Here is a 25908-nt window from a genome sequence, read left to right as displayed (position 1 = left end):
GCTTGTGTCACAAGACCCCCACACGCTTATGCGTCGCGCTCTTCATCAAAACGGACCGGCCGGGACCGTACGCGGGCAATAGCGAACCTCTTCGCTCACCTGTCCGAAAAGGCACTCGTATGATTATGGATTCACCCGGGTGGCCTGCTTCTTTTCCGGCGCCGGGGACGCGCCCGAATGGCTGGAGCACGAGAATTCTCCGCTCCTTCAGCCGCTCTTCGCTTTCCCCGCCTTTCCTCCACACGCCCGCCGGAAGGGGGCCGCCGCCGAAGGGGAGGCATACGCGTTCGGCCTCCCTCGCGACTCCGCTTCGGGATCGCGCGGCCTTCCGGGAACGGGCGGCGGGACGCCGCGGGCAGCGGGGCGACCGCCGCGTCCGGACCCGCTGCCGCCCCGGCCCCTTCCGGCCCCGGGGCCCGTTCCTCAGCGGCCCGCCGGGGCGGGCTCCAGGCGGAGGCAGAGGTCGTTGTCGGCGGTGTAGCACGGGGTGGCGACCACGCCGGGCGCCGCCTGGGCGCTCGGGTAGACGAAGGACCTGCGGCGGGACCACACGTCGTCGAGGATCCGGGAGATCCGCACCCCCGCCGCGCCCGCCGCCGGGATCAGCCACAACTGCCAGAGCTGCGCCTCGGGCACCGGACCGGCGGCCGGCGGCGCGTAGGGCAGGGTGAAGGCGAAGGTCCCGGCGGGTCCGCCCGGGGAGGCGAGCGGGACGGTGTGCGTCCGCGTCGGCGCCCCCGGCAGCCGGGCCTCCACGGCGGCCCCCTCCCCCGCCGCGACTCCGTACAGCACGCCCTCGACCGTCATGCCGTCCGGTCCGCCGAGGACGGCCCCCGCCTCGGCGTGCGGAGCGCGGGCCCAGCAGCGCAGGGCGAGCCGGCCGTCGGCGGTCGGGTAGGGCACCCGGGCGCTGACGCCCGGGGCCCCGGCGTCCGGGGCGCGGTCGACGAGGGCCCGCAGGTCCCGCAGCCCCGGCTCCACCGTCCGCGCCCCCTCGACTCCCGGCTCCTCGACGTAGGCGTCCCAGCGCCCCTCGGCCAGGCGGGCGGAGGCCGGGAGCACCGCCCGCAGCCGCCCTGGCCCGACGCTGCCGAGCGGTATGCGGACCGTGCCGCCGGGTGCGGCGCCCGCCGCACCCCGGCGGCGCAGGAGCAGCGTGGACGCGGCGGCGGGGGCGGCTGCCGGGGCGGCCAGGTCGAAGGTGAGCGTCCCGGCCGGATCGGCGGCGCAGTCGGCCCGTACGGCGGTGGGGCTCATGGGGTCCTCCCCTTGCGGAGTACGTCGGCGGCCTTGTAGCGCAGGGCGTAGGCCCCGTCGAGGACGTTGCCGCGGGTGCGGTGCAGCGCGGTGCGCAGGGCGCCGTGGCCGCGCCCCCGCGCGCCGCGGGCGGCGAGTTCGGTGAACAGGCTTTCGTGGCGTTCGGCGATCCTCGCCGGGTCGAAGCGGGCCGAGGCGGCCAGCGCGGCCGCACCCATACGGTGGCGCAGTCCGTCGTCCTCGATCAGCTGGAGCAGGGCGGCGGCGATCGCGTCCGGGTCGCCGACCGGCACGAGACGGCCGTCGACGCCGTCCTCGACGATCTCCGCCGGTCCGTGCGGGCAGTCGGTGGCGACGACCGGCAGGCCGCCGCGCATCGCCTCGACGATGGTCATGCCGAAGGACTCGCGGTCCGAGGTGACGGCGGCGATCGACCCCTTGGGCCACTCGGCCTCCATCGGATTGGCCGAGCCCATCAGGAACACGTGGTTGTGCAGGCCGAGCCGGTCGACGAGGGCGCGCAGCGCCGCCTGTTCGTCGCCGGTGGCGTCACCGCCGCCGTAGATGCGCAGCCGCCAGTCGGGGCGGGCCGCGGAGACCTGGGCGAAGGCCCGCACCAACAGGTCGTAGCGCTTGACCCGGTGCAGCCGGCCCGCCGCGACGACCCACTTCAGATCGCCGTCCGCGGGCGGGCAGGCGGGTTCGGGAACGGCGTTGGGGATGGCCTCGATCCGCACGCCCGGCAACTTCAGCCGGGCCCGGTAGTCGTCCGCGTCGGCACGGGTGACGGTGGTGAGCGCGTCGAGCATCGTGTAGCGGTGGGCGATCTCGCGGCGCAGCCGGTAGCCGTGGCTGTCGAGGGTCAGGTGCTCCTGCCCGACGCGCACCGGTCCGCGCCGGGTCTCCCGGCTGAGATGGACGTTGAGGCCGGGGCGGGTGCCGACGACGACGTCCGCCCCGGTGGTCCGCAGGTGGGCGGCGATGCGGGCGTCGGTGAGGCGACTGTACTGCTTGTGCCGGCTGTCGCCGCGCGGGAAGACCGCGGCGGGCCGGGCGTGGTCGGGGTCGCCGCCGTCGTAGGTCGCGCTCTTCTTCCGCAGGTCCACGAGGTGGCGCAGCGCCACGCCCTCGGGCGCGCCGAGGACGGGGGCGTCACGGTGCCGGAAGACGGACACGATCTCGACGTCGTGCCGCTCCGCGAGCGTACGGGCGAGCGTGAACGTCGTCCGAATGGTCCCTCCGATTCCATAGGCATTGTGCAGAAGGAAAGAAATATGCATGGTGTCGCTGTTTCCCCTGTCGACCGACCTTGTCAAGACTGTGCTTCCCAGCGGATTCCACGCCCGAAATGCACCGGGAAATGCCGGAGCATCCCCGCTTTCGCGCCCAGCGTCCCCACCTGTCCACCGGACCATCGCTGACCTGCGGGTTCCGGAAGGAAAGCATCCGGATACCCTTCGGACCCGAAAGTAACGGGACCCTACGAGCAGGCTGCCGCCACGGTGCGCGGGTCGCCTGCCCGCCACCCGTTCGCCCACACTTTCCTCCGAGCTTGACGTAGGAAAATGCCAGGAGGTTGCCTGCCGCTCGGGAAAAGATTCCGGGCCCCTCCGCGGCCGAAAGCCGCATCGACGCCTCGACATGGCGACGTATCGACCCCGGCCCGTCTTTTCGCACTTCCGTCCGCCCGGTGCGTGACCCCGGCCACGGATCCCGCGTTGTCCTCGGTATGAGCCGGGAACCGCCCGGCCCACGCACCGAGTTCGAGGAGCCCCCGTGCCGCGCATGCTCGACGTCAGCCAGGACGTACGCGCCGAGATCGGCGACGACGAAGCCGACCGGCTGCTCGTCGGCGACAACGCCCCGGGCAGTTACGACTGCACCTCCTGCCGTACCCCGGGCGACTCCGACCAGGAACGCACCAGCACGGTGCTGTTCGTCGGCGACGAGACGGCCGTCCTCGCCTTCGCCCACGCCAGCTGCATCCCCTCGCAGGTCGTCAGGGTGGCCGAGGACCAGCTCCAGGGCGCGGTGCGCAGCATCACCGGCAGCGAGCGGAAGAACACGGAGGGGCTCATGCCCGAACAGGCCGTCCTCGGCATCACCAGCGGACTCGTCCTCATCGAGGACGACCTGCGTCCGGCCCTGGTCGTCGAGCCCACCGGCCCGGTCGCCCGGCCCGGCACCGACGGCAGCGGGGGCGACGAGTTCCTCCAGCTGCTGCTGGAGCAGGGCTTCCGCCCGGCTCCCGACATGAACCGGCTGCCGGAGGTCCTGCCGGGCTGGTCCGTGCTGCTGGCGGTGGGCCAGCTCCACGCGGTGCTGCAGCCGAGCGCGGGCGGCGGCAACCCGGTCGCCTGGTGGCAGGCCCACCGGCCGCTCCAGGTGACCGAGGGCTGGCGGGCCGCGGTCAACAAGTCGCAGACGGTCCTCGTCTTCGCCGCCCCGGCCGGCACCATCGGCCAGCAGCCGCGCGAGGATCTGCTGCGGGACGCCCTGGAGAAGGCCGCGGTCAACGGGGTCCTGGTCGCCGCGGCGATGCCGCTGGCCGGAACCTGAGCGCGTCCGCCCCGCTCCGGCGCTCGCGCCGTACGGCGTTTTCTCCGGCGGGGCCGCATCCGAGGAGCGGCGAGGTCGTTGGCACCTACGTGCACTCATACGACTCCTCCCGCCAGCATCAGAGTCCGATCCCTGCCATGCGTCCCGCGCAGGAACCGCCGGGGGGCGTGTCCCCCACCCCGATCTACGACGCGCTGTACTCCGAGTACCGGCGTTCGTTCCGGGCGCTGCCGGGTGATCGGAGCGGCGAGGAGAACCTCTCCTTCCCGGCGTTCAACGCCGGCTTCCTCGCCACGAGGGCCCCGCTGAGCGGCCACCCGGCCCCCTCCGGCCGCGAGAGCCGGGAGGCGGGCGGCGCGCAGAGCCAGCACACCGGCGGCCTCGGCACCTGGCAGCGGGTCGGACGGCACGCGGGACGCCCCCGGCCGGCCGCCCTGCCGCCCGGGACGGGGTCGCGGGACTCCTGAAGGCCCCGACCGGAGCCCGACGGCGCGAGACCGTACGACGAAGCCCCGGACCGCTCGCTCATCGCGAGAGCGGTCCGGGGCTTCGTCGTACGGCGGGCTACTTGCCGGTGTTGCGGCCGCGCTTCTCGCGGACGCGTACGGAGATGTGGATCGGGGTGCCCTCGAAGCCGAACTCCTCGCGCAGGCGGCGCTCGATGAAGCGGCGGTAGCCGTGCTCCAGGAAGCCGGAGGCGAAGAGCACGAAGCGCGGGGGCTTGGTGCCCGCCTGGGTGCCGAAGAGGATGCGCGGCTGCTTGCCGCCGCGGACCGGGTGCGGGTGGGCGGCGACGACCTCGCCGAGGAAGGCGTTCAGCCGGCCCGTGGGGATGCGGGTCTCCCACCCCTCGATCGCGGTCTCGATCGCCGGGACCAGCTTCTCCATGTGGCGGCCGGTGACGGCCGAGACGTTGACGCGCGGGGCCCAGGAGATCTGTGCCAGCTCCGTCTCGATCTCGCGCTCCAGGTAGTAGCGGCGCTCCTCGTCGAGGGTGTCCCACTTGTTGAAGGCGACGACGATGGCGCGCCCGGCCTCCACGGCCATGGTGACGATGCGCTGGTCCTGGACGCTGATGGACTCGCTGGAGTCGATCAGGATGACGGCGACCTCGGCCTTCTCCACGGCTGCGGCCGTACGGAGCGAGGCGTAGTAGTCGGCGCCTTCCTGGAGGTGGACGCGGCGGCGGATACCGGCCGTGTCGATGAACTTCCAGGTGATGCCGCCGAGGTTGATCAGTTCGTCGACCGGGTCGCGGGTGGTGCCCGCCAGTTCGTTGACGACGACCCGGTCCTCCCCGGCGACCTTGTTCATCAGGGAGGACTTGCCGACGTTCGGACGGCCGATCAGGGCGATCCGGCGGGGTCCGCCGAGCGCCGTGCCGAACTTCTGGGCCGGGGCGTCCGGCAGGGCCTCCAGGACGGCGTCCAGCATGTCGCCGGTGCCGCGGCCGTGGAGCGAGGAGACCGGGTAGGGCTCGCCGAGGCCGAGCGACCACAGCGCGGTGGCATCCGCCTCGCCGCTCTGGCCGTCGACCTTGTTGGCGCACAGGACGACGGGCTTGCCGGCCCGGCGCAGCAGCTTGACGACCGCCTCGTCGGTGTCGGTGGCGCCGACGGTGGAGTCCACGACGAAGACGACCGCGTCGGCCGTCTCGATGGCGTACTCGGCCTGGGCGGCGACCGAGGCGTCGAGGCCGAGGACGTCCTGCTCCCAGCCGCCGGTGTCGACGACCTTGAAGCGCCGCCCGGCCCATTCGGCCTCGTAGCTGACGCGGTCGCGGGTGACGCCGGGCTTGTCCTGCACGACGGCCTCGCGGCGGCCGATGATCCGGTTCACCAGGGTCGACTTGCCGACATTGGGGCGGCCGACGACGGCGAGTACGGGGAGCGGGCCGTGACCGGCCTCGTCGAGGGCCCCCTCGATCTCCTCGGGGTCGAAGCCTTCCTGCGCTGCGAGCTCCATGAACTCCGCGTACTCGGCATCGCCAAGTTCTCCGTGCTCGTGGCCCGAGCCGTCGGAGTGAATCTGGTCGTTCATGAAGTCCGTTCCTCTGTGCGTCATCGATGGACCGCGATCAGCGCGGTCCACTACTCAAGTACTCAAGTCTGGCCTATCGCCCGGTGAGGCGCTTGGCGGTTTCCAGGTGGGCGGTGAGCTTCGCCCGGATCCGCAGGGTCGCCTCGTCCAGCGCCTTGCGCGTACGCCGCCCGTCGCCGGCGCTCGCGTCGAACGCGTCGCCGAAGACGACGTCGACCCGGCTGCGCAGCGGGGGCAGCCCCCGTATCAGCCGGCCGCGGCGCTCGGTGCTCCCCAGGACCGCGACGGGCACGATCGGGGCACCGCCGCGTACCGCGAAGTAGGCGAGTCCGGCGCGCAGCGAGGCGAAGTCGCCCTCGCCCCGGGTGCCCTCCGGGAAGATCCCGAGGGCCCCGCCGTCCGCCAGGACGCCCAGGGCGTGGCTGATGGCGGTGCGGTCGACGGTCGTGCGGTCCACCTCGATCTGCCCGATACCGTGCAGGAACGGGTCGAGGGGGCCGACGAACGCCTCCTTCTTGATCAGGAAGTGCACCGGCCGGGGCGCGGTGCCCATCAGCATCGGGCCGTCGATGTTGTGGGAGTGGTTCACCGCGAGGATGACCGGGCCGGCGGCGGGCACCCGCCAGGCTCCGAGCACCCGGGGCTTCCACAGCCCGTACATCAGGCCGATGCCGATGGTCCGCCCGACGGCCGCTCCGCGCAGCGTGGGCGCGCCCGTGGCATCGCTCACGCGGCGACCCGCTTCCCCTCGACGAGGGTGACGACGCACTCGATGACCTGCTGGAGAGTCAGTTCGGTGGTGTCCACCTCGACGGCGTCGTCCGCCTTGGCGAGCGGGGAGGTCTTGCGGCCGGAGTCGGCGGCGTCCCGCTTGATCAGGGCCTCGCGGGTGGCGGCGAGGTCGGAGCCCTTGACCTCGCCGCTGCGGCGGGCGGCGCGGGCCTCCGGCGAGGCGGTGAGGAAGATCTTGAGGTCCGCGTCGGGCAGCACGGTGGTGCCGATGTCCCGGCCCTCGACCACGATGCCGCCGGTCGCGGCGGCGGCGATGGAGCGCTGGAGGGCGGTGATGAGCGTACGCACCTCGGGAACGGCGCTGACGGCGCTGACCTTGGAGGTGACCTCCTGGGTGCGGATCGGCCCGGAGGCGTCCACGCCGTCCACGGTGATCGTCGGGGCGGTGGGGTCGGTGCCGGAGACGATCACGGGCTTGGCGGCGGCGGTGGCGATCTCCTCCGGGTCGCTCACGTCGACGCCGTTGGTCAGCATCCACCAGGTGATGGCCCGGTACTGCGCGCCCGTGTCCAGGTAGCTCAGGCCGAGCGCGGCGGCGACGGCCTTCGAGGTGCTCGACTTGCCGGTGCCCGAGGGCCCGTCGATGGCGACGATCACGGAGGAGCGTGCGGTTTCCACGGTGGTGGACACCTTCCTGGTACACGGGGCGGGGACGTACGGGCCTGGGAGCGGCCTCGTACCAGGTTACCGAGTGCCGGGCACGCCCTTGTACCCCGTACGGGTGAGGCCCCGCCGCCCCGGTGCGCGGCGGGGCGGCGGCGGCCGGGGGCGGCTCAGCCCCGGATCGACCAGCCCCGTTCCCGGAGCGCTGCGCCGAGGGCCGGGGCGGCGCTGGGCTCGACCATGATCTGGACGAGGCCCGCCTGCTGGGCGGTGGCGTGCTCGATGCGGACGTCCTCGATGTTGACCCCGGCCCGGCCCGCGTCGGCGAAGATCGCGGCCAGCTCGCCCGGCTTGTCGCCGATGAGGACGGCGACGGTCTCGTACGCGGCGGGGGCCGCGCCGTGCTTGCCGGGCACCCGGACGCGGCCGGCGTTGCCGCGGCGCAGGACGTCCTCGACGGTGTGGGCGCCCGCGGTCCGCTGCCCCTCGTCGGCGGAGCCGAGCCCGCGCAGCGCGGCCACGGTCTCCTCCAGGTCGGCGGCGACCCCGGCGAGGACGTCGGCGACCGGGCCGGGGTTGGCGGATAGGATCTCCACCCACATCCGGGGGTCGGAGGCGGCGATCCGGGTGACGTCGCGGATGCCCTGGCCGCACAGCCGCACGGCGGTCTCGTCGGCCTCCTCCAGCCGGGCGGCGACCATGGAGGAGATCAGCTGCGGGGTGTGCGAGACGAGGGCGACGGCCCGGTCGTGGGCGTCGGCGTCCATGACGACGGGGACGGCCCGGCACAGGGCGACCAGCTCCAGTGCGAGGTTGAGCACCTCGGTGTCGGTCTCCCGGGTCGGGGTGAGGACCCAGGGGCGGCCCTCGAAGAGGTCGGCGGTGGCGGCGAGCGGACCGGAGCGCTCCTTCCCGGCCATCGGGTGCGTGCCGATGTAGGCGGCGAGGTCGAGGCCGAGCGCCTCCAGCTCGCGGCGCGGGCCGCCCTTGACGCTGGCGACGTCCAGGTAGCCACGGGCCGCCCCGTCGCGCATGGTGGTGGCGAGGACGGCGGCGGTGTGGGCGGGCGGCACGGCGATCACCGCCAGGTCGACCGGGCCCTCGGGGGCCTCCTCCGTACCGGCCCCGAGCGCGGCGGCGGTGCGGGCGGACTCGGGGTCGTGGTCGACGAGGTGGACGCGGACGCCGCGGCCGGCCAGTGCGAGGGCGGCGGAGGTGCCGACGAGCCCGGTTCCGATGACGAGGGCGGTTCTCACTGGGCGATGTCCTTGCGCAGAGCGGCGGTGGCGCCGAGGTAGACGTGGTGGATCTCGGCGCGCGAGAGGTAGGTCTCGACGTGCACGAGGATACGGACGACCCGGGGCATGGCCCCCTCGATGTCCAGCTCCTGGGCGCAGATCAGGGGGACGTCGACGATCCCGAGGCTCCGGGCGGCGGCGGCCGGGAAGTCGCTGTGCAGGTCGGGGGTGGCGGTGAACCAGATGCTGATCAGGTCGTCGGCGACCAGTCCGTTGCGCTCCAGCACGGTCGTGAGCAGCTCACCGACCCGCCGGCCCATGTGCCCGGCCTCGTCCTCGTCCAGTTGGACGGCGCCCCGGATCGCCCGTACCGCCACGTCGTGCTCCTCGTCCCTCGTCCGTTCGCCCGCGCCGCCGCGCCTGCGGCTGCTCGTCCCACCCTAGATCGGCCGGGTCGGCGGCGGTCGCGGCGTTCCCTCCGTGAGACGGACGCGTGCTCGACTACTGCCCCGGTGGGCGGTGGCGCGCGGTACGGGCGGTGGCGCGCGCGGCACGGGCTTCGGCCGTGGGAGTCCCGTCCGCCACCCGGTCGGGGGCACGGTCCGCCCGGTTGCTTCTCCCCGGGGGCGCTCCGCCCCCACGATGGCCCCCGTCCACCGCGCCACACCCCCACACCCGAGGAGAGCTCATGAACGCACGGCGAAGGGCGGTGCTGGCCGCCGGTGCGGCGGGCGCCGCCGCCCTGGCCACCGGCTGCGGTTCCTCCGGCGGGGACGGCGGCGGGGATGCCGGCTCCCCGCCGCCGTCGGACGGCGGGGCGGAGCTGGCCCGGACCGCGGACGTCCCGGTCGGCGGCGGGACCGTCCTCAAGGAACGGAAGATCGTGGTGACCCAGCCGACGGAGGGCGAGTTCAAGGCGTTCTCCGCCGTCTGCACCCATGCGAGCTGCCTGGTCTCGACGGTGAGCGACGGCGCCATCGGCTGTCCTTGCCACGGCAGCAGGTTCAGCATCACCGACGCGGCGGTCGAGGCCGGTCCGGCGACCCGGCCGCTGCCCGCCGTGCGGATCAGCGTCTCGGGGGGCGCGATCCGGCGGGCCTGAGCCGGGCCGGTGGGCCCGCGGCCGGCCCGGTAGCCTCACGGCCATGATCAGCGCCGCCGACGAGGCACTCGTACGCGACCACACGGTCTACGCCTGCGTGATGGGCTCGCGCGCGTTCGGTCTGGCGACCGAGGACAGCGATACGGACCGGCGCGGGGTGTTCCTCGCGCCCACCCCGCTGTTCTGGCGCCTGGAGAAACCGCCGACGCACGTGGAGGGACCCGCGCCGGAGCAGTTCTCCTGGGAGCTGGAACGCTTCTGCGAGCTGGCGCTCCGGGCCAATCCGAACGTGCTGGAGTGCCTGCACTCCCCGCTCGTGGAGTCCGCGGACGGCACCGGCCGCGAGTTGCTGGCGCTGCGCGGGGCGTTCCTGTCTCGGCTCGCGCACGGCACGTTCGTCCGGTACGCCCTGGGGCAGCGGAGGAAGCTGGAGGCCGACGTACGGGTCCACGGCGCACCGCGCTGGAAGCACGCGATGCATCTGCTGCGGCTGTTGACGAGCAGCCGGGACCTGCTGCGCACGGGTGAGCTGCGCATCGGCGTCGGGAGCGCCCGGGAGGAGCTGCTGGCGGTGAAGCGGGGCGAGGTGCCCTGGCCGGAGGTGGAGCGCCGGATGAACCGCCTCGGGGCGGAGAACGACGAGGCGGCGGCCCGCTCCCCCCTGCCCGCCGAGCCGGACCGGGCGGCCGTGGAGGACCTCCTCGTCCGGGCCCGGCGGGCGTCGGCGGCACGGGAGGCGGCCCGCTGAAAGGTCAGCCCGTGAGCCTGGCCCGTACGACGAGGTCGTGCAGGGCCTCCAGAACCGTCACCGCGTCCGGCAGCCGGGAAGCGGCCCGCGCCTCGTCCAGGACGCCGTGGAGCTCCGTCACGTCCCGGGCGACCGCTTCCCCGTCCAGGTCTGTCGCCGCGGCGTGCTCGGCGGCGGCCTTGGCGGCGATCAGGTCCGGCAGGTAGGCGGGGGCGTCGACCTCCGCGAGCAGGGTGGGCAGGTGGGCGCTCACCTCGCCCGAGCGCATGAGGTGGATGCCGGTGAGCAGGGCCCGGAAGGTGTAGAGCAGCGGTTTGAGCTCGCCGGTGTTCCCGTACAGCCGCCACTGCGTCCCGGCGAAGCCGCGGTAGTGGTGGGCGTGGTTGCGGGTGAGGACGCCGGGGGCGAGCGCGGTCAGCTCCGTGTGGAGCGGGCTCGTGTGCACCACCAGCGGGGAGAGCAGCTGTTCCAGGACGTAGCCGTTCGGCCGGAGCATCAGGCGGACGAACTTGCGCAGGTCGTGGGTGACGAGGTCCAGCTCCACGCCGTCGCGCTCCCACATCCGGGTGCGGGTCTCCTCCGGTTCGTGCAGTCCCACCAGTTCCTCGGCGGGCAGGACGTGGACCCCCCGCAGGTCCACGTCCGAGTCCTGGGAGGGGAAGCCGTACAGATGGGCGCCGGAGACCGTGGCGAAGGCCAGGGGGCCGGGGGCGTGGGCGAGGTCCGGGCGCAGGTCGGTGACCGGGAGTCCGGCCCGGCCCAGTGGATCGTCGGTGGCGGTGGTCATGGCTCAAGCGTCCCAGAGCGCCGCCAGGGAGAGCAGGTCGCTGCGGTACTCGATGCGCTCGGACCATTCCTTGGGCCAGGCCGCCGCGCCCAGGTGCGCCCCCGCGAGCGCCCCGGTCAGGCAGGCGATCGAGTCGGAGTCGCCCCGGGTGCAGGCGGCCCGGCGCAGGGCGGTGACGGGTTCCTCGGGGAAGAGCAGGAAGCAGTGCAGGGCGGTGGCGAGGGCCTCCTCGGCGACCCAGCCGTCCCCGGTCCGCTCGCACGGGTCGGTCTCCGGCGACGGGTCGCGCAGGGCGTCCCGGACGGTCTCCAGGGCCGCCAGGCACTCGTCCCAGCCGCGCTGGATGTACGCCTGCGGTGTGGCGGCGCCCGCGTGGAGCCAGAGGTCGCCGAGCCACCGGGTGTGGTAGCGGCCCCGGTTCTCCAGGGCGTAGCTGCGCAAATGCCCGATCAGGCCGAGGGGTTCGCCGCCCTGGGCGAGCAGGAACACCGCGCGGGCCAGCAGGTCGGAGGCGGCGAGGGCGGTGGGGTGGCCGTGGGTGAGGGCGGCCTGGAGCTGGGCGGCCCCGGCGCGCTGTTCGTCGCTGAGGCCCGGGACCAGGCCGACGGGGGCGACGCGCATGTTGGCGCCGCAGCCCTTGGAGTCGAGCTGGCTGGCCTCCTGCCAGATCCGGGTGTGTTCGAGCAGGCGGCAGGCGGTGAGGCAGGTGTTGCCGGGGGCGCGGTTGTTGTCCGGCGCGTGGTACCAGGCGATGAACTCGGCGCTGACCGGGCCGGCCATGCGCTCGGGGGTGAGCAGGCCGCTGTCCATGGCGGTCCGGATGCCCCGGCCGAGCGCGATCGTCATCTGGGTGTCGTCGGAGACGACGGCGGGCGTCAGGAGGGGCAGCTGCCGCCAGGGGCCGAACTTGCCGAGGATCGAGGGCACGTCGTTGAACTCGGTGGGGAAGCCCAGGGCGTCGCCGAGCGCGAGCCCGGTGAGGACGCCGGTCGCGGCCTGCTTGGTCACGGGCGGGGTGGCGAGGGTCATCGGTCGTGTCCTTCCGTTCCGGAGGAGGGGGCGGCGGGGTCGGTGCGCGGCGGGCGCAGCAGGGGCGGGTGCAGGGCGGTGGCGTCGCCCGCGCGGTGGAGGGCGGCCGGTTTGCCCCGGCCTCCGGTGCGGCGCGGCGGGCCCTCGACGGCCTCGACGAAGCCGGGCGCGTTCAGGACCTTGCGCCGGAAGTTGGGGCGGTCCAGCTCGACGCCCCAGACGGTCTCGTAGACCTGCTGGAGCTCCCCGAGGGTGAACTCGGGGGGGCAGAACGCGGTGGCGAGGCAGGTGTACTCGAGCTTGGCGCCGATCCGGTCGCGGGCGTCCGCGAGGATGCGGTCGTGGTCGAAGGCCAGCGGGCCGGCCGCGTCCGCGTCCCACCACCGGGCGGATGCCGCGTCGCCGCCGCCGCGCGGTTCGGGCAGGTCCGGCAGGAGGGCGGCGTACGCGACGGAGACGACCCGCATCCTCGGGTCGCGGTCCGGGGCGGTGTAGGTCCGCAGCTGTTCGAGGTGGAGGGCGCCGACCGTGTCGGGGCCGAGGCCGGTCTCCTCGGCGAGTTCGCGTCGGGCGGCTTCCTCGGCGGACTCGCGGGGCAGGAGGAAGCCGCCGGGCAGCGCCCACCGCCCCCGGAAGGGCTCCTGGCCGCGTTCGACGAGCAGCACGTGCAGCCGGGCCTCGCGGACGGTGAAGACCGCGAGGTCGACGGTGACGGCGAACGGGGCGTAGGCGTGCGGGTCGTAGCCCTCGGGGGCGGGGGTGCTCATCGTTTCTCCGGGAGGGGGGCGGCGAAGTCCCAGCCGGTGGCGAGGAGTTCGTCGACGGCGGCGACGGCGGCGACGAGCCGTGTCTCGGGCGGCCCGGTCATCTCGACGAACCGCCTTCCCGTGCGGGTGAGTTCGGCGCGGAACCGGTCGGTCATCCAGGGGCGCAGCTCCTCGCCGTCACGCAGTCCGTCGTCCTCGAAGGCGACGCCCTCGTGGTCGGTGAGAAGCCACAGGTGGTGGCCGGCCCGGTCCGCGATCTCCTCGACGAGCGGATTGCGGCCGCCGACGTACCGCTCGTGCCAGACGGTGGTGGCGAAGGAGTCGGTGTCGCAGAAGAGGACCGGGGATCCGGCGCGGGCGGCGGCCTCCTCCCGGTCGTTCTGGGTCCGGGCGATGAGCGGGAAGTCGTCGGTGGTGAAGGCGACGTCCTCCCAGGCGGCCCCCGGCCACCGCTCGCGCAGGGCGGCGAGCTTGTCCTCGCTGTACTCGCGCCCGTATTCGGCTACGTAACCCGTGCGGGACCAGACTCCGCCGCGCGCCCGGTAGTGGGCGGCGAGCGCCCGGGCGAGGGTGGTGGTGCCGGTGGACTCCGCGCCGAGGACGACGACCCGGCGCGCGAGGGCGGCCCGTACGGGCGGCTGGAGGAAGTCCCAGCAGCCCACGGGATCCGCGCGCACGGCGGTGCCGGAGACCGGGAAGAGGGTGCGGTCGGGGTCGACGAGGACGGAGTGGGCGCCGAAGCGGCGGCCCAGCTCCTCCCCGTACGCCTCCGAGGTGAAGACCGCGTCCACCCGGTCGGGCACGGCGGCGGTGAAGACGGCCATGTGGGCGTCCCAGACGGCCGGGTCGGTCACGTCCATGTGCGTGTCGTCGACCGCCCCGACCACCGTGACGTCCGGGTGGACCTCGCGCATCCAGGCGACCCGGTCGGCGAGCGGGACCGACTCCACGGAGGCGGCGCAGACCAGCACGGTCAGCCGCTCGCAGCGGTCCTGGGCGGTGCGGACGAGGTGGTGGTGGCCGGCGTGCGGCGGGTAGAACTTGCCGAGCACCAGGCCGTGTCCGTAGCGCTTCACGCGGCCACCGCCACGGGGCGGGCCTCGCGGGCGGCCAGGTCGCGGCGCCAGTCGCGCAGGCCCATCAGGCAGAGCGCGAGGAATCCGGCGTACAGCAGCGAGGTCAGGTACAGCCCCTTGTGGGCGTAGAGCGGGATGTAGACCACGTCGGCGGCGATCCACAGCCACCAGGACTCCAGCCTCTTCCTGCACTGGCCGTAGGTGGCCGTCAGCGACAGGGACGTGGTCAGCGCGTCCCAGAACGGGACGGTGGAGTCGGTCGCCCGGGAGAGCAGCAGGGTGATCGCAGCGGTCCCCACCACCCCCGCCGCGAGCAGCCAGGCCCATTCGGCGCGGGTCGTTCTGCGCACCGGCAGGACGGCGGAGCCCGGTCCACCCCCGTGGGCCCAGGTCCACCAGCCGTACGCGGCGAGGGTGATGAAGACGATCTGGAGGCCGGCGTCGGCGTACAGGCCGGCCTGGGCGAACAGCAGGATGAAGAAGACGTTGTTGGCGATACCGATCGGCCAGTTGGCGATGTGCTGGCGGGCCACGAGCCAGACGCACAGCGCCCCGCTGCCGAAGCCGAGCACCTCGGTCCAGCTGACCGGGGTTTCCAGGACCGTCACCAGGGGCTGTTGCAGGGGATCGAGTACGTCCGCGAGACTCACGCCCGCCTCCTTCTTAATAGTCATTGTGACTATAAAGGCTGGACGGGGACGGCGAAAGGCCCGCGGCCGGTTCCGTTCGGACTTTCCGAACGGAACCGGCCGCGGGCCTTCGCGGAGTGCGGCTACGCCTGGGGGGTGTTGCGAAAGGAGCGTCGTCCGCCCGGAGGGCGGCCCCGACAACGCCGCGAGCGTGCGTGCCGGGCGTCGCCGAGCAGGCGGGACTTTCGCAACACGCCCTAGAGGCCGACCTCGTTCATCAGCATGCCGACCTCGGTGTTGGTGAGGCGGCGCAGCCAGCCGGACTTCTGGTCGCCCAGCGGGATCGGCCCGAAGGCCGTCCGCACCAGCCGCTCGACCGGGAAGCCGGCCTCGGCCAGCATCCGGCGCACGATGTGCTTGCGGCCCTCGTGGAGGGTGACCTCGACCAGGTAGTTCTTGCCGGTGTTCTCGACGACGCGGAAGTGGTCGGCGCGGGCGTAGCCGTCCTCCAGCTGGATGCCGTCCTTGAGCCGCTTGCCGAGGTCGCGCGGCAGGGGGCCCTGGATGGCGGCCAGGTAGGTCTTCTTCACGCCGTACTTGGGGTGCGTGAGGCGGTGGGCCAGCTCACCGTGGTTGGTGAGCATGATGATGCCCTCCGTCTCGGTGTCGAGCCGCCCGACGTGGAACAGCCGCGTCTCACGGTTGGTCACGTAGTCGCCGAGGCACTGGCGGCCGTCCGGGTCCTCCATCGAGGAGACGACCCCGGCGGGCTTGTTCAGCGCGAAGAAGAGGTACGACTGCGTGGCGACGGTGAGGCCGTCGACCTTGATCTCGTCCTTGTGCACGTCGACGCGCTTGCCCTGCTCGACGACGACCTCGCCGTTCACCTCGACGCGGGCCTGCTCGATCAGCTCCTCGCACGCCCGGCGCGAGCCCATGCCGGCCCGCGCGAGGACCTTCTGCAGCCGCTCGCCCTCCTGCTCGGCGCCCGGGTGGGTCTTGGGCAGTTTGATCTCGGGCTTGTTCGCGTACCGGTCGCGGTTGCGCTGCTCGATCTTGGCGTCCAGCTCGCGGGAGCGCGCCGGGGCGCCGCCGCGCCGGAAGCCGCCGCCGCTGCGGCCGCCGCCCTGTGCGGGCTTCGGGCCGCCCTTGGCGCCGCCGCGCGCAGCGGCCCCGCGGCCCTTGCGGGGGCCGTCCTGGCCCTCCCGGGCGCCGGGGGCGTCGTTGCCCACGTCGTAGCGGCGCTCCTCGGGACGGGGGCGGCGGGGGCGCTGGTCCTGCTCGTCGCGTCCGCCCGAGAAGCCCTGACGGCCGCCCTGGCCGCCTTGGCCGCCCGAGCGTCCGCCCTGGCCGCCGCTGCCGCCACGGGCGCCGCCCGGACCGCCGGAGCGCCCTCCAGGGCCGCCGGAGCGTCCGCCCTGGCCGCCGCCCTGGCCCTGACGGAAGGACCCGCCGCCGCTCCGCCCGCCGCCCGCGCCGCCGCCCCGGGAGTTCCGGTCGGGGCCGCCGCTCCGGCCACTGCCGCCGCTGCCGCTTCCGCTGTTCCTGCCACTGCTTCGCATCAAAATTCCGTCTTGTCGTCTGCGTGAGTATCCGGGGTGTCCGGTGCGTCCGGATCGAACGACGGCACACCCTCTAGCGTCTCAGCCTCGATCGCGTCCGCCTCCGGGAGGAAGGGCGCGAGCTCCGGGAGCTCGTCCAGGCCGCGCAGGCCCATGCGCTCCAGAAAGTAGTTCGTCGTCCTGTACAGGATCGCACCTGTTTCGGGTTCCGTGCCCGCCTCGGCCACCAGACCCCTCTGGAGGAGGGTCCGCATGACCCCGTCGCAGTTGACTCCGCGCACCGCCGAGACCCGCGAACGGCTCACCGGCTGCCGGTACGCGACGACCGCCAGCGTCTCCAGCGCGGCCTGGGTGAGCCGGGCGTGCTGGCCGTCCAGGACGAAGCCCTCGACCGCCGCCGCGTACTCGGGGCGGCTGGAGAAACGCCAGCCCCCCGCGACGAGCCGCAGGTCGAAGCCCCGGCGCTGCACGGTGTACTCGTCGGCCAGCTCCCGCAGCGCGTCCGCCACGGCCCGCCGGGGCCGCTGGAGCACTTTGGCGAGGTGGTCGACGGTGGCGGGCTCGTCGACGACCATGAGGACCGCCTCCAGGGCGGGCTTGAGGTCGAGCGAGGCGACCGCGCCCTCGTCCCGCTCCCGGTCCGGCTGCTCGCTCATTCCCGTAGACCCTCCTCGTCGGTCCCGTCCCCCGGCTCCTGGTCGAACTCGTCCGTCACCACCGGCTCCGCGCCCTCCTCGCCGCACCAGGCCACCAGCAGGTCGCCCAGCGCCTCGTCCTGGTCCAGGGTGACGGCCTTCTCGCGGTACAGCTCCAGCAGGGCCAGGAAGCGGGCGACCACGGTGAGGGTGTCCGGCGCGTCCTCGGCCAGCACGGCGAAGCTCACCGCCGCCCCGGCCGCGCGCAGCCGCTCCACCACCAGGCCGGCCTGTTCCCGGACGCTGACCAGCGGGGCGTGGATGTGGTCCACGTACACCTGGGGCTTCGGCTTCGGCCGCATCGCCTTCACCGCGAGCCGCGCGAAGCCCTCGGGGCCGATGCCGATGACCACCTCGGGCAGCAGGGCCGCGTGGTGGTCCTCCAGCCCGACCGTACGGGGGCGGCGGCGGGCCTCCGCCTCCAGGCGGTCCTGGAAGATCTCGGCGATCCGCTTGTACGCCCGGTACTGGAGCAGCCGCGCGAAGAGCAGGTCCCGCGCCTCCAGGAGCGCGAGGTCCGCCTCGTCCTCCACCTCGGCGGCGGGCAGCAGCCGGGCGGCCTTGAGGTCGAGCAGGGTGGCGGCGACGACCAGGAACTCGGTGGTCTGGTCGAGGTCCCCGCCGGGGCCCATGGCGCGGAGGTGGGCCATGAACTCGTCGGTGACCTTCGACAGGGAGACCTCGGTCACGTCCAGCTTGTGCTTGGAGATGAGCTGGAGGAGGAGGTCGAAGGGGCCCTCGAAGTTCACCAGCCGCACGGTGAACCGCTTGCCGTCGCCGCCGGGCTCCCGCTCGCCCGCTGCGGGCCCCGCCCCGGCCTCCGGCTCGGCCGCGGGCTCCGGTACGTCCTCCCGGGGCGCCGCCCCGCCGGGGCCGCGCCCCAGGGCGCGTCGGCGCGGGGCTGCGGGGGCGTCGGGCGTGGGCATGGCGGTTCCAGGGGTGGGGCGGCGGCGCGGGCGGGTCCCGCCGGCCGGCGGGTCCTTGCGGGGCAGGCTACCCGCGCCGTGCCGCTCAGCGGCCGCGCAGCCGCCGTACGAGGATGCTCGCGTCGCCCCGGGACTCCAGGTCCGCCAGGACCACCGCCACCGCCTCGCGGACGATGCGGCCGCGGTCGACGGCGAGGCCGTGTTCGCCGCGCAGGACGAGCCGGGCGTGTTCGAGGTCCATCAGCTCCTCGGCGGAGACGTAGACCGTGATCTTCTCGTCGTGCCGCTCCCGGCCGCTGGGGCGGCGGTTCGCACCGCGTCCGGCGCCGCGCCTGCGCTGCGGCTGGACCGCCGGCGGCTGCTCGGCCGGTGCGGCGGCGGCATGCTCGCCGGAGGCGGCCTTGGCGGAGGCCGGACGCTCGCCCTCGCCGCTCCGGTCGCGGGGGTCGGGGCCGTCTGCCGCGGCGTGTTCCTCACGGGCCGCCTGCGGGGCCTGGCCGGAGGGGCCGCTCTCCCCGGCGGGCGCGGGAACCCGCGGCTCGCCGTTCGCCTTGCGCCGCCGGTCCGCGGGGGAGGACGGCTGGAGGCCCATCCCGCCTCCGGTGGTACGGAACAGCTCGTCGGCCCCGGGCAGACTCACTCGGCGTGACACCGGGCGAGCACCTCCCTGGCGAGCTGGCGATAGGCGGCTGCGCCGACCGAGTTGGAGGCGTACGTGGTGATGGGCTCACCGGCGACGGTGGTCTCCGGGAAGCGGACCGTGCGCCCGATGACCGTGTGGTAGACGTGCTCGTCGAAGGCCTCGACCACGCGCGCCAGGACCTCGCGGCTGTGCACCGTACGGGAGTCGTACATGGTGGCGAGGATGCCGTCGAGCTCCAGTTCCGGGTTGAGCCGCTCCTGGACCTTCTCGATGGTCTCGGTGAGGAGCGCCACCCCGCGCAGCGCGAAGAACTCGCACTCCAGCGGCACTATGACCTTGTGAGCGGCCGTCAGGGCGTTCACGGTGAGCAGGCCGAGCGAGGGCTGGCAGTCGATCACGATGTAGTCGTAGTCGGCCATCAGCGGCTTGAGGGCGCGCTGGAGCGTGGACTCGCGGGCCACCTCGCTGACGAGCTGCACCTCGGCCGCGGAGAGGTCGATGTTGCTGGGCAGCAGGTCCATGTTCGGGACCGCCGTCTTGAGCAGCACGTCGTCGGCCGTCATGCCCCGCTCCATGAGCAGGTTGTAGACGGTGAGGTCGAGTTCCATCGGGTTGACCCCGAGACCCACGGAGAGGGCGCCCTGCGGGTCGAAGTCGACGAGCAGGACCCGGCGCCCGTACTCCGCGAGCGCGGCGCCCAGGTTGATGGTCGACGTGGTCTTGCCGACGCCGCCCTTCTGGTTGCACATCGCGATGATCTTCGCGGGGCCGTGCTCGGTCAGGGGGCCCGGGATCGGGAAGTACGGCAGGGGCCGCCCGGTCGGGCCGATGCGCTCGCGGCGCTGGCGCGCGGCGTCGGGCGCGAGGGTGGCCGCGTACTCCGGGTCGGGCTCGTACTCGGCGTCGGGGTCGTAGAAGTGCCCCTCGGGCACCTCGGCGAAGTCGGCGAAGCGGTCGGTGTCCCGGCTGCTCTCGTTGCCGGCCGTGGCGTTCACGTGTGGGCCGTCCATCGTCTGGGGGGCTGTCGTCATGTGCTGTTGGGTGGCGAAGGTGCGGACCGCGACGGAGCCGACAGCTTCGAGCCCGGTCGGGCTCAGACCCCGTACAGGCATCCCTGGTTGACCACCCCCAGGAGTAATTGTCGACTCATTCACAAGTCGTCTTACCTCCTTGAGCGTGACCAGGAAACTTATCGATAGGTCAGCGTGGCACCATGCCGACGATGGGCGACTCTATGGCGTGTCACCGGTTCGCAGCAACACAATCCGCCGGACCCGGCCCGATGTGTCGGCAATCGAACACCGCGCTGTCAAGGGCGCACAGCGGCCAAGCCGCACATTTCGCCGCCGAACGAATCGGGTGAAGGGTTACGTTCGAGGCGAGTCGCGCGAGGGGCGCGCGGGGCCCGGCACGCGTCCGGCCGGACCCTGCGGGGCAAGGTCCGGCCGGACGCGCGATGTTGACGGAAGGGGTTGACCCGTCAGCCGAGGAGCGTGCTCAGCTCGACGTGCGGGAGGCCGTGCGCCTCGGCCACCTCGCGGTAAACCACCTGGCCCTCATGGGTGTTGAGCCCCTTGGCCAGCGCGGCGTCGCGGCGCAGCGCGTCGGCCCAGCCCCGGTTGGCGAGCTCCACGATGTAGGGCAGCGTCGCGTTGGTGAGCGCGTAGGTGGAGGTGTGGGGCACCGCGCCGGGCATGTTGGCGACGCAGTAGAAGACCGAGTCGTGGACCTGGAAGGTCGGCTCGGCGTGGGTGGTGGGACGCGAGTCCTCGAAGCAGCCGCCCTGGTCGATCGCGATGTCGACAAGTACACTTCCGGGCTTCATCTTGGCGACGAGCTCGTTGGTGACCAGCTTCGGCGCCTTGGCCCCGGGGATCAGCACGGCGCCCACGACGAGGTCGGCCTCGACCACGGCCTTCTCCAGCTCGAAGGCGTTGGAGACGACGGTCTGCACCCGGGTGCCGAAGATCTTGTCGGCCTCGCGCAGCTTGTTGATGTCGCGGTCGAGCAGCGTGACGTGGAAGCCGAGGCCCACGGCGATCTGGGTGGCGTTCCAGCCGGAGACGCCGCCGCCGATGACGACGGCCTTGCCGGCGTGGGTGCCGGGGACGCCGCCGGGGAGCACACCGCGGCCGCCGGCCGAACGCATCAGGTGGTACGCGCCGACCTGCGGGGCGAGGCGGCCCGCCACCTCGGACATCGGGGCGAGGAGCGGGAGGGCGCGGTTCGCGGTCTCGACCGTCTCGTACGCGATGGCGGTGGTGCCGGAGGCCAGCAGCGCGTCGGTGCACTCGCGGGAGGCGGCGAGGTGCAGGTAGGTGAAGAGGGTCTGGTCCTTGCGGAGGCGGTGGTACTCCTCGGCGACCGGCTCCTTGACCTTCAGCAGCAGGTCGGCGGCGGCCCAGACCTCGTCGGCGGTGGCCAGGATCTGCGCGCCGGCGGCGACGTACTCCTCGTCCGGGATGGACGAGCCGACGCCGGCGTCGTGCTCGATGACGACCTGGTGGCCGTGGCGGACGAGCTCATGCACTCCGGCGGGGGTGATCGCCACCCGGAACTCGTTGTTCTTGACTTCGCGGGGGATGCCGACCTTCACGTCGATCACGGTCCTTGGCTCGGAGGGTCGTCCGGGCACAGCAATGCATACCCGGACATATACAGCTTAAAGGGAGACGCCACGAACGAGCGCGGCAGAGCCAGTCTAATGAAGGACTTCGCGCTGTCTAGCCTTACAAAGCATTAACTTTCTGTCGAAGCGCTACGGATTTCGCAGGCAGGAGCCTCCTCTCCCAGCAATCTCTCGGCCGTGCTGCGGTGCAGCCGGGCCGCCGTCGGATCGCCGAGCCGGTCCAGGGTGTCCGCCAGCCGCAGCTGCAGCGCCGCCTGGAGCCGCACGTCACCGGCGCGCCGGGCCAGCTCCACGGCCTCCCGGCAGGTGCGGAGCGAGTCGTGCGGCCGGCCCGCGTACTCCTGGACCCGGGCGCTCTCGCTGAGCGCCCGCGCCTGGGCGGGCAGGTCTCCGAGCCTGCGGTGGCCGGAGGCCGCCGCCCGCCAGTTCCGCAGCGCCTCCCCGTAGCGCCCGGCGTACGTGTGGACCGCCCCGAGCCGTCCGTACAGCCGGGCCTCGTCCGCGCGCTCCCCCTGGGTGAGGCGCTGCGCGAGCGCCCGGCCGTACCAGTCGGCGGCCCGGTGGTAGTCCCCCAGCTCCTCGTAGGCGCCGCCTACGGATTCCATCGCGCGGCCGGTCGCGTACAGGTCCTTCGCCGCCTTCCCGGCGTCCAGCGCGGCCCGGTAGCGGGTCAGCGCCTCCCGGGTGCGGCCGGTGCGGGCGTCCAGGTCGGCGAGGTTCAGCAGGGCGGCCGCCTGCTCGCGGGGCAGCTCGCGGCGGAGGGCCACGTCCAGGACCAGACCGTGCAGCCCGTACAGCTCGGGGGCGGCCTCCTCGGTCCCCCGGTGCGCCGCCAGCGCCCGGACCAGGGCCGCCACCAGCCGGCGCGCCAGGGTGTCCAGCTCCCCGTCGGCCACCGCCAGCCGGGCCGAGGCGAGCAGGGCGGGCTGGCGGACCCGCAGCCAGGCGCCCGCCTCCTCGGCGCTGGGGAAGCGCAACGAGCGGGGCAGTCCGGCCAGCTTGCGGCGGGCCGTGGAGCCCTCCGGCTCGGTGACCGCACGGCAGGACTGGAGCCGGCGCACGGTCCGCTCCAGCATCCGGGCGCGGGCGAGCTGGACCTCGGCCGGCCGGTCCCGGTCCTCCAGCAGCGCCCGCAGCAGCGGGACGAGGCAGCCGGGCACCGCGTACAGGGGGTGGACCGCGCCGTCCGTGCGCAGCAGCCCGAGCTTCACGAAGTCGTCGAGGGTGGAGCGGGCGGCGGAGACCGAGCAGCCGGCGAGCGCGGAGGCCGTGTGGGCGTCGGCGAGTCCGGCGGGGGCGAGGGCCAGCAGGCGCAGTATCCGGGCGGCGGCCTGCGGGAGGGAGTCGTGGACCAGCCGGAACGCGCGGGACAGCGGGCGGGCTCCGACCGGCTGCTGCTCAGCGGGGTCGGGCAGCTTGTTCAACTGCCCGGCGATGTCGGCGACCGAGGCCATGGGGCGGGCGGCGAGCAGGCCGCCCACCAGCGCGAGCGCCGCGGGCTGCCCCCCGCACTCCTCGGCCAGCCGCTCGGCGGTGCGCGGGTCGACGGTGACGCGGACCTGCCCGACGGTGCGGGCGAGCAGCCGTACCGCCGCGCCCTTCTCCAGTCCGCCGAGCGTGCAGGGCCGCACGTCGGGGATGCCGGTCAGCGGGCCGGTGGCGGTGGCGACGACCAGGCAGTCCGGGTTCTCCGGGAGCAGCGGGTCGACCTGCTCGGCGTCGACCGCGTCGTCGAGCACCAGGACGACCCGGCGCGCGGCGAGCGCTTCGCGGACCATCTCGGACAGTTCGTCCTGGCCGGCGCCGGGCGGGACCGGCGTCCCCAGGAGGCCGAGGAGTTCGCCCGCGGTGCGTTCGGTGGGGATCCGTTCGCCGCCGGGGTCGGTGAGGCCGACCCGCAGCACCCCGTCCGGGTAGTCGCCGGCGCCGGTGCCGGGGACGGCCCAGGGCAGGGCGCCGGCGGCCGCCGCCGCGGCCCCCACGGCATCGGTCCCGGTGAGCGCGCCGGCCAGTTCCTCGGCGAGCGCGCTGCGCCCGGACCCGGGGCGGCCGGCGATGAGCAGGACGCGCGCGCGGGGGGCCTTGCGGCCGGCCAGGGTGTCCAGTCCCGCGCGCTCGATGTCCTCCCGCAGCGCCTTCAACTCCCGTTCGCGGCCGAAGAATCGGGGCGGGGCTGCGCCGGACGGCTCCTCGGCCGCCGGGGCCTTCGCCGGACCGCTGGTGTCCACCGCCTGATCGGTCACGAGCCACGCTCCACTTCGCTGCACGCGGTGCCCGCCGGAACTCCGGCCGGGCGCTTTTCGAGCGTAGTTCAGCGACGGGGACGATCACCGCGGTGCGGGGCGGCGGACGGGGAACATCCCCCGATCGGATCAGAGTCTCTTCATTCTTTATGACTGATCCTCGTGTCCGACCGGGGTCGGGCGGGGTGCGGACGGGCCGTCAGGCCTCGAACGGCCGGGCCGGCCAGGGCGCTTCGGCGGGGCGCAGCGAGTCCTCGCCCTCGCCCGCCCGTACGGCGGTGAGCGCGAGCGCCCCGACGACCAGGCAGTTGTTGTGCAGGTCCCCCGCGATGACGGAGCGGACCAGCTCGGGCAGCGGGATCCGGGCCTGCTCCATGTCGGCCTCCTCCTCGGCGACCGCGTACCGCTCGCCCTCCGCCTCGGAGAGGTCGCGGGCCAGGAAGATCCGCACGGCCTCGTCGCAGCCGCCGGGCGAGGTGTACACGTCGGTCAGGACCCGCCAGTCCTCGGCCTTGACGTGCGCCTCCTCGTACAACTCGCGCTGGGCGGCGTGCAGGGGGTTCTCACCGGGGATGTCGAGCAGCCCGGCCGGGATCTCCCAGAGCCGGTGGCGCACCGGGTGGCGGTACTGCCGCAGGACGATGACCCGGTCCTCGTCGTCGATCGCGAGCACGGCGACGGAGCCCGGGTGGACCTGGTAGTCGCGGCCGTGGACGGAGCCGTCGGGCATCACCACCTGGTCGGTGCGGACGCTGGTCTTGTTGCCGGTGAAGGGCGTCACCGTCGCGGTGACCTGCCATTCCTCGGGCGTGTCCTGGATACCCATGTGCTACGTCCTCCCACGAACCAAAAGGAAACCGGGGCACCGATCCGCGCAGGATCCGTACCCCGGTCAACCGTAATGCCTCGGTGTTACGCCTCCGCGCCGCCCGCCGCGGCGACCTGGCGCGCGACGGCCGCCTTCACGAGACCCGCGAAGAGCGGGTGCGGGCGGGTCGGGCGGGAGCGCAGCTCCGGGTGCGCCTGGGTGGCGACGAGGTAGGGGTGGACCTCGCGCGGGTACTCGACGTACTCGACGAGCTTGTTGTCCGGGGAGGTGCCGGAGAAGACCAGGCCGGCCTTCTTCTCCAGCTCCGACCGGTAGGCGTTGTTGACCTCGTAGCGGTGGCGGTGGCGCTCCTCCACGTAGGGCTGGCCGTCGTACGCCTCCCGGACGAGGGAGCCCTCGGCGAGCTTGGCCGGGTAGAGGCCGAGCCGCATGGTGCCGCCGAGGTCGCCCGCGCCCTCGACGTAGGCGAGCTGCTCCTCCATCGTCGAGATGACGGGGTGGGAGGTGGCGGCGTCGAACTCGGTGGAGTTGGCGTCGGGGATCTCGGCGAGCGAGCGGGCCGCCTCGATCACGATGCACTGGAGGCCGAGGCAGAGGCCGAGCAGCGGGACCTTGTTCTCGCGGGCGTAGCGGATGGCGCCGACCTTGCCGTCGACCCCGCGCTCGCCGAAACCGCCGGGGATGCAGATCGCGTCGACGTCGCCCAGGTGCTCGGCGGCGCCGGCCGCGGTGCGGCAGTCGTCGGAGGTGACCCACTTGACCTTGACCCGGGCCTTGTTGGCGAAGCCGCCGGCGCGGATCGCCTCGGTGACCGAGAGGTAGGCGTCGGGCAGGTCGATGTACTTGCCGACCAGGGCGACGGTGACCTCGTGGTCGGGGTTGTGGACCCGGTCCAGCAGGTCGTCCCAGGTGGTCCAGTCGACGTCGCGGAACGGCAGGTCGAGCTTGCGCACGACGTAGGCGTCCAGGCCCTCGGTGTGCAGCACCTTGGGGATGTCGTAGATCGACTTGGCGTCGATCGCGGCCACGACGGCCGCCTCGTCCACGTCGCACATCAGCGAGATCTTGCGCTTGATGGCGACGGGGACCTCGCGGTCGGCGCGCAGCACGATGGCGTCCGGCTGGATGCCGATGTTGCGCAGGGCGGCCACCGAGTGCTGGGTGGGCTTGGTCTTCAGCTCGCCGGAGGGGCCGATGTAGGGCAGCAGCGAGATGTGGACGACGAAGACGTTGTCCCGGCCGACCTCGTGGCGGACCTGGCGGACGGTCTCCAGGAACGGCAGCGACTCGATGTCGCCGACCGTGCCGCCGACCTCCGTGATGACCACGTCCACGTCGTCGGTGGCCATGCGGCGGATGCGGTGCTTGATCTCGTTGGTGATGTGCGGGATGACCTGGACGGTGTCGCCCAGGTACTCGCCGCGCCGCTCCTTGGCGATGACCTGCGAGTAGACCTGGCCGGTGGTCACGTTGGCGGAGCCGTCGAGGTCCACGTCGAGGAAGCGCTCGTAGTGGCCGATGTCCAGGTCGGTCTCGGCGCCGTCGTTGGTGACGAACACCTCACCGTGCTGGAAGGGGTTCATCGTGCCGGGGTCGACGTTGAGGTAGGGGTCGAGCTTCTGCATGGTGACCCGCAGACCGCGAGCCTTGAGCAGGGCACCCAGGCTGGAGGCAGTCAGACCCTTGCCGAGGGAGGAGGCGACACCCCCGGTGACGAAGATGTGCTTGGTCGTCGTGGATGTGGGCTGCATAGC

General features: G+C 73.5%; 25 protein-coding genes. 4 read left to right on the top strand and 21 right to left on the bottom strand.

Annotated features, from left to right (window positions below):
• Window positions 1–423: 423 nt before the first annotated feature.
• Together AMK24_RS17190 and AMK24_RS17185 are read right to left on the bottom strand one after the other, a co-directional pair.
• A complete protein-coding gene (locus AMK24_RS17190) occupies window positions 424–1257 on the bottom strand; it encodes a transferase (protein ID WP_073769651.1) in 834 nt (277 codons plus the stop codon).
• A complete protein-coding gene (locus tag AMK24_RS17185) occupies window positions 1254–2537 on the bottom strand; it encodes a glycosyltransferase family 4 protein (protein ID WP_073769650.1) in 1284 nt (427 codons plus the stop codon). Before AMK24_RS17185 ends, AMK24_RS17190 begins: the two co-directional genes overlap by 4 nt.
• 496 nt (window positions 2538–3033) lie before the next feature.
• Here AMK24_RS17185 and AMK24_RS17180 point away from each other — a divergent pair, with 496 nt between their 5' ends.
• Together AMK24_RS17180 and AMK24_RS17175 are read left to right on the top strand one after the other, a co-directional pair.
• Window positions 3034–3816 (top strand): hypothetical protein, encoded by a 783-nt coding sequence (locus tag AMK24_RS17180; protein ID WP_073769649.1) that lies wholly within the window; start codon window positions 3034–3036, stop codon window positions 3814–3816.
• Window positions 3817–3953: 137 nt separating this feature from the next.
• On the top strand, window positions 3954–4283 hold the full coding sequence (locus AMK24_RS17175; protein WP_073769648.1) for a hypothetical protein: 330 nt from the start codon (window positions 3954–3956) through the stop codon (window positions 4281–4283).
• Between the two features lie 97 nt (window positions 4284–4380).
• Here AMK24_RS17175 and der read toward each other — a convergent pair whose 3' ends face one another.
• The 5 genes from der to aroH all read right to left on the bottom strand — a co-directional run bounded on the left by der (window position 4381) and on the right by aroH (window position 8866).
• Window positions 4381–5856 carry a ribosome biogenesis GTPase Der gene (der, locus tag AMK24_RS17170; RefSeq protein WP_073769647.1) on the bottom strand — a complete coding sequence of 492 codons (1476 nt, stop codon included), beginning with the start codon at window positions 5854–5856 and terminating at the stop codon, window positions 4381–4383.
• Between the two features lie 73 nt (window positions 5857–5929).
• Entirely contained in the window at window positions 5930–6586 is a 657-nt protein-coding gene (locus tag AMK24_RS17165; protein WP_073769646.1) for a lysophospholipid acyltransferase family protein, read from the bottom strand.
• The gene (gene cmk, locus AMK24_RS17160; RefSeq protein WP_073769645.1) at window positions 6583–7278 is read right to left on the bottom strand and encodes a (d)CMP kinase; all 696 of its coding nucleotides are present in this window, start codon (window positions 7276–7278) and stop codon (window positions 6583–6585) included. The genes AMK24_RS17165 and cmk overlap by 4 nt, the downstream gene beginning before the upstream one ends.
• Before the next feature lie 143 nt (window positions 7279–7421).
• Window positions 7422–8507: a prephenate dehydrogenase gene (locus AMK24_RS17155; RefSeq protein ID WP_073769644.1), complete on the bottom strand. Its 1086-nt coding sequence runs from the start codon at window positions 8505–8507 to the stop codon at window positions 7422–7424.
• Complete coding sequence (gene aroH / locus AMK24_RS17150) at window positions 8504–8866, bottom strand: chorismate mutase (protein ID WP_073769643.1); 363 nt, start codon at window positions 8864–8866, stop codon at window positions 8504–8506. The genes AMK24_RS17155 and aroH overlap by 4 nt, the downstream gene beginning before the upstream one ends.
• Before the next feature lie 311 nt (window positions 8867–9177).
• On the opposite strand from aroH, the gene AMK24_RS17145 reads away from it, so the two are divergent.
• A complete protein-coding gene (locus AMK24_RS17145; RefSeq protein WP_073769642.1) occupies window positions 9178–9591 on the top strand; it encodes a Rieske (2Fe-2S) protein in 414 nt (137 codons plus the stop codon).
• Window positions 9592–9634: 43 nt separating this feature from the next.
• On the top strand, window positions 9635–10339 hold the full coding sequence (locus tag AMK24_RS17140; protein WP_073769641.1) for a nucleotidyltransferase domain-containing protein: 705 nt from the start codon (window positions 9635–9637) through the stop codon (window positions 10337–10339).
• Between the two features lie 4 nt (window positions 10340–10343).
• On the opposite strand, the gene AMK24_RS17135 is transcribed toward AMK24_RS17140, so the two are convergent.
• The 14 genes from AMK24_RS17135 to AMK24_RS17070 form a co-directional block, all read right to left on the bottom strand.
• Complete coding sequence (locus tag AMK24_RS17135; RefSeq protein ID WP_073769640.1) at window positions 10344–11126, bottom strand: nucleotidyltransferase domain-containing protein; 783 nt, start codon at window positions 11124–11126, stop codon at window positions 10344–10346.
• 3 nt (window positions 11127–11129) lie between these two features.
• A complete protein-coding gene (locus AMK24_RS17130; RefSeq protein WP_073769639.1) occupies window positions 11130–12155 on the bottom strand; it encodes an ADP-ribosylglycohydrolase family protein in 1026 nt (341 codons plus the stop codon).
• Window positions 12152–12922, bottom strand: a complete 771-nt coding sequence (locus AMK24_RS17125; protein WP_073769638.1) for an NUDIX hydrolase — start codon at window positions 12920–12922, stop codon at window positions 12152–12154. The genes AMK24_RS17130 and AMK24_RS17125 overlap by 4 nt, the downstream gene beginning before the upstream one ends.
• Window positions 12919–13998, bottom strand: a complete 1080-nt coding sequence (locus AMK24_RS17120) for an AAA family ATPase (RefSeq protein WP_073769637.1) — start codon at window positions 13996–13998, stop codon at window positions 12919–12921. The genes AMK24_RS17125 and AMK24_RS17120 overlap by 4 nt, the downstream gene beginning before the upstream one ends.
• A complete protein-coding gene (pnuC, locus tag AMK24_RS17115; RefSeq protein WP_073769636.1) occupies window positions 13995–14648 on the bottom strand; it encodes a nicotinamide riboside transporter PnuC in 654 nt (217 codons plus the stop codon). The genes AMK24_RS17120 and pnuC overlap by 4 nt, the downstream gene beginning before the upstream one ends.
• 236 nt (window positions 14649–14884) lie before the next feature.
• Window positions 14885–16189, bottom strand: coding sequence for a pseudouridine synthase (locus tag AMK24_RS17110; protein ID WP_073769635.1), 1305 nt, complete (start codon window positions 16187–16189; stop codon window positions 14885–14887).
• Complete coding sequence (gene scpB, locus AMK24_RS17105; protein ID WP_073769634.1) at window positions 16189–16845, bottom strand: SMC-Scp complex subunit ScpB; 657 nt, start codon at window positions 16843–16845, stop codon at window positions 16189–16191. The genes AMK24_RS17110 and scpB overlap by 1 nt, the downstream gene beginning before the upstream one ends.
• A complete protein-coding gene (locus AMK24_RS17100; protein ID WP_079190545.1) occupies window positions 16842–17810 on the bottom strand; it encodes a segregation and condensation protein A in 969 nt (322 codons plus the stop codon). Before AMK24_RS17100 ends, scpB begins: the two co-directional genes overlap by 4 nt.
• Before the next feature lie 85 nt (window positions 17811–17895).
• Window positions 17896–18450 carry a hypothetical protein gene (locus AMK24_RS17095; RefSeq protein ID WP_073769633.1) on the bottom strand — a complete coding sequence of 185 codons (555 nt, stop codon included), beginning with the start codon at window positions 18448–18450 and terminating at the stop codon, window positions 17896–17898.
• Window positions 18447–19565 carry a ParA family protein gene (locus AMK24_RS17090; protein WP_030114293.1) on the bottom strand — a complete coding sequence of 373 codons (1119 nt, stop codon included), beginning with the start codon at window positions 19563–19565 and terminating at the stop codon, window positions 18447–18449. The genes AMK24_RS17095 and AMK24_RS17090 overlap by 4 nt, the downstream gene beginning before the upstream one ends.
• Window positions 19566–19933: 368 nt before the next feature.
• Entirely contained in the window at window positions 19934–21049 is a 1116-nt protein-coding gene (ald, locus tag AMK24_RS17085; RefSeq protein WP_073769970.1) for an alanine dehydrogenase, read from the bottom strand.
• A gap of 143 nt (window positions 21050–21192) precedes the next feature.
• Window positions 21193–23325, bottom strand: coding sequence for an ATP-binding protein (locus AMK24_RS17080; protein WP_073769632.1), 2133 nt, complete (start codon window positions 23323–23325; stop codon window positions 21193–21195).
• A 199-nt stretch (window positions 23326–23524) separates the two neighbouring features.
• Window positions 23525–24151 carry an NUDIX domain-containing protein gene (locus AMK24_RS17075; protein ID WP_073769631.1) on the bottom strand — a complete coding sequence of 209 codons (627 nt, stop codon included), beginning with the start codon at window positions 24149–24151 and terminating at the stop codon, window positions 23525–23527.
• An 86-nt stretch (window positions 24152–24237) separates the two neighbouring features.
• Window positions 24238–25905: a CTP synthase gene (locus AMK24_RS17070; RefSeq protein WP_073769630.1), complete on the bottom strand. Its 1668-nt coding sequence runs from the start codon at window positions 25903–25905 to the stop codon at window positions 24238–24240.
• Between the last annotated feature and the right edge of the window lie 3 nt (window positions 25906–25908).

The sequence above is a fragment of the Streptomyces sp. CB02366 genome (genome assembly GCF_001905905.1).
Taxonomy (GTDB): Bacteria; Actinomycetota; Actinomycetes; order Streptomycetales; family Streptomycetaceae; genus Streptomyces.
The sequence above is the reverse complement of the archived record's forward strand: the minus strand, read 5'-3'. Positions and strand labels throughout refer to the sequence as shown.

Excerpts from the sequence above, each read along its gene's own strand:
- AMK24_RS17190 (WP_073769651.1), bottom strand. The coding sequence starts at position 1,257 with ATGAGCCCCACCGCCGTACGGGCCGACTGCGCCGCCGATCCGGCCGGG.
- AMK24_RS17185 (WP_073769650.1), bottom strand. The coding sequence starts at position 2,537 with ATGCATATTTCTTTCCTTCTGCACAATGCCTATGGAATCGGAGGGACC.
- AMK24_RS17175 (WP_073769648.1), top strand. The coding sequence starts at position 3,954 with ATGCGTCCCGCGCAGGAACCGCCGGGGGGCGTGTCCCCCACCCCGATC.
- der (WP_073769647.1), bottom strand. The coding sequence starts at position 5,856 with ATGAACGACCAGATTCACTCCGACGGCTCGGGCCACGAGCACGGAGAA.
- AMK24_RS17145 (WP_073769642.1), top strand. The coding sequence starts at position 9,178 with ATGAACGCACGGCGAAGGGCGGTGCTGGCCGCCGGTGCGGCGGGCGCC.
- AMK24_RS17140 (WP_073769641.1), top strand. The coding sequence starts at position 9,635 with ATGATCAGCGCCGCCGACGAGGCACTCGTACGCGACCACACGGTCTAC.
- AMK24_RS17135 (WP_073769640.1), bottom strand. The coding sequence starts at position 11,126 with ATGACCACCGCCACCGACGATCCACTGGGCCGGGCCGGACTCCCGGTC.
- AMK24_RS17130 (WP_073769639.1), bottom strand. The coding sequence starts at position 12,155 with ATGACCCTCGCCACCCCGCCCGTGACCAAGCAGGCCGCGACCGGCGTC.
- AMK24_RS17125 (WP_073769638.1), bottom strand. The coding sequence starts at position 12,922 with ATGAGCACCCCCGCCCCCGAGGGCTACGACCCGCACGCCTACGCCCCG.
- AMK24_RS17110 (WP_073769635.1), bottom strand. The coding sequence starts at position 16,189 with ATGCGAAGCAGTGGCAGGAACAGCGGAAGCGGCAGCGGCGGCAGTGGC.
- scpB (WP_073769634.1), bottom strand. The coding sequence starts at position 16,845 with ATGAGCGAGCAGCCGGACCGGGAGCGGGACGAGGGCGCGGTCGCCTCG.
- AMK24_RS17100 (WP_079190545.1), bottom strand. The coding sequence starts at position 17,810 with ATGCCCACGCCCGACGCCCCCGCAGCCCCGCGCCGACGCGCCCTGGGG.
- AMK24_RS17090 (WP_030114293.1), bottom strand. The coding sequence starts at position 19,565 with ATGCCTGTACGGGGTCTGAGCCCGACCGGGCTCGAAGCTGTCGGCTCC.
- AMK24_RS17075 (WP_073769631.1), bottom strand. The coding sequence starts at position 24,151 with ATGGGTATCCAGGACACGCCCGAGGAATGGCAGGTCACCGCGACGGTG.
- AMK24_RS17070 (WP_073769630.1), bottom strand. The coding sequence starts at position 25,905 with ATGCAGCCCACATCCACGACGACCAAGCACATCTTCGTCACCGGGGGT.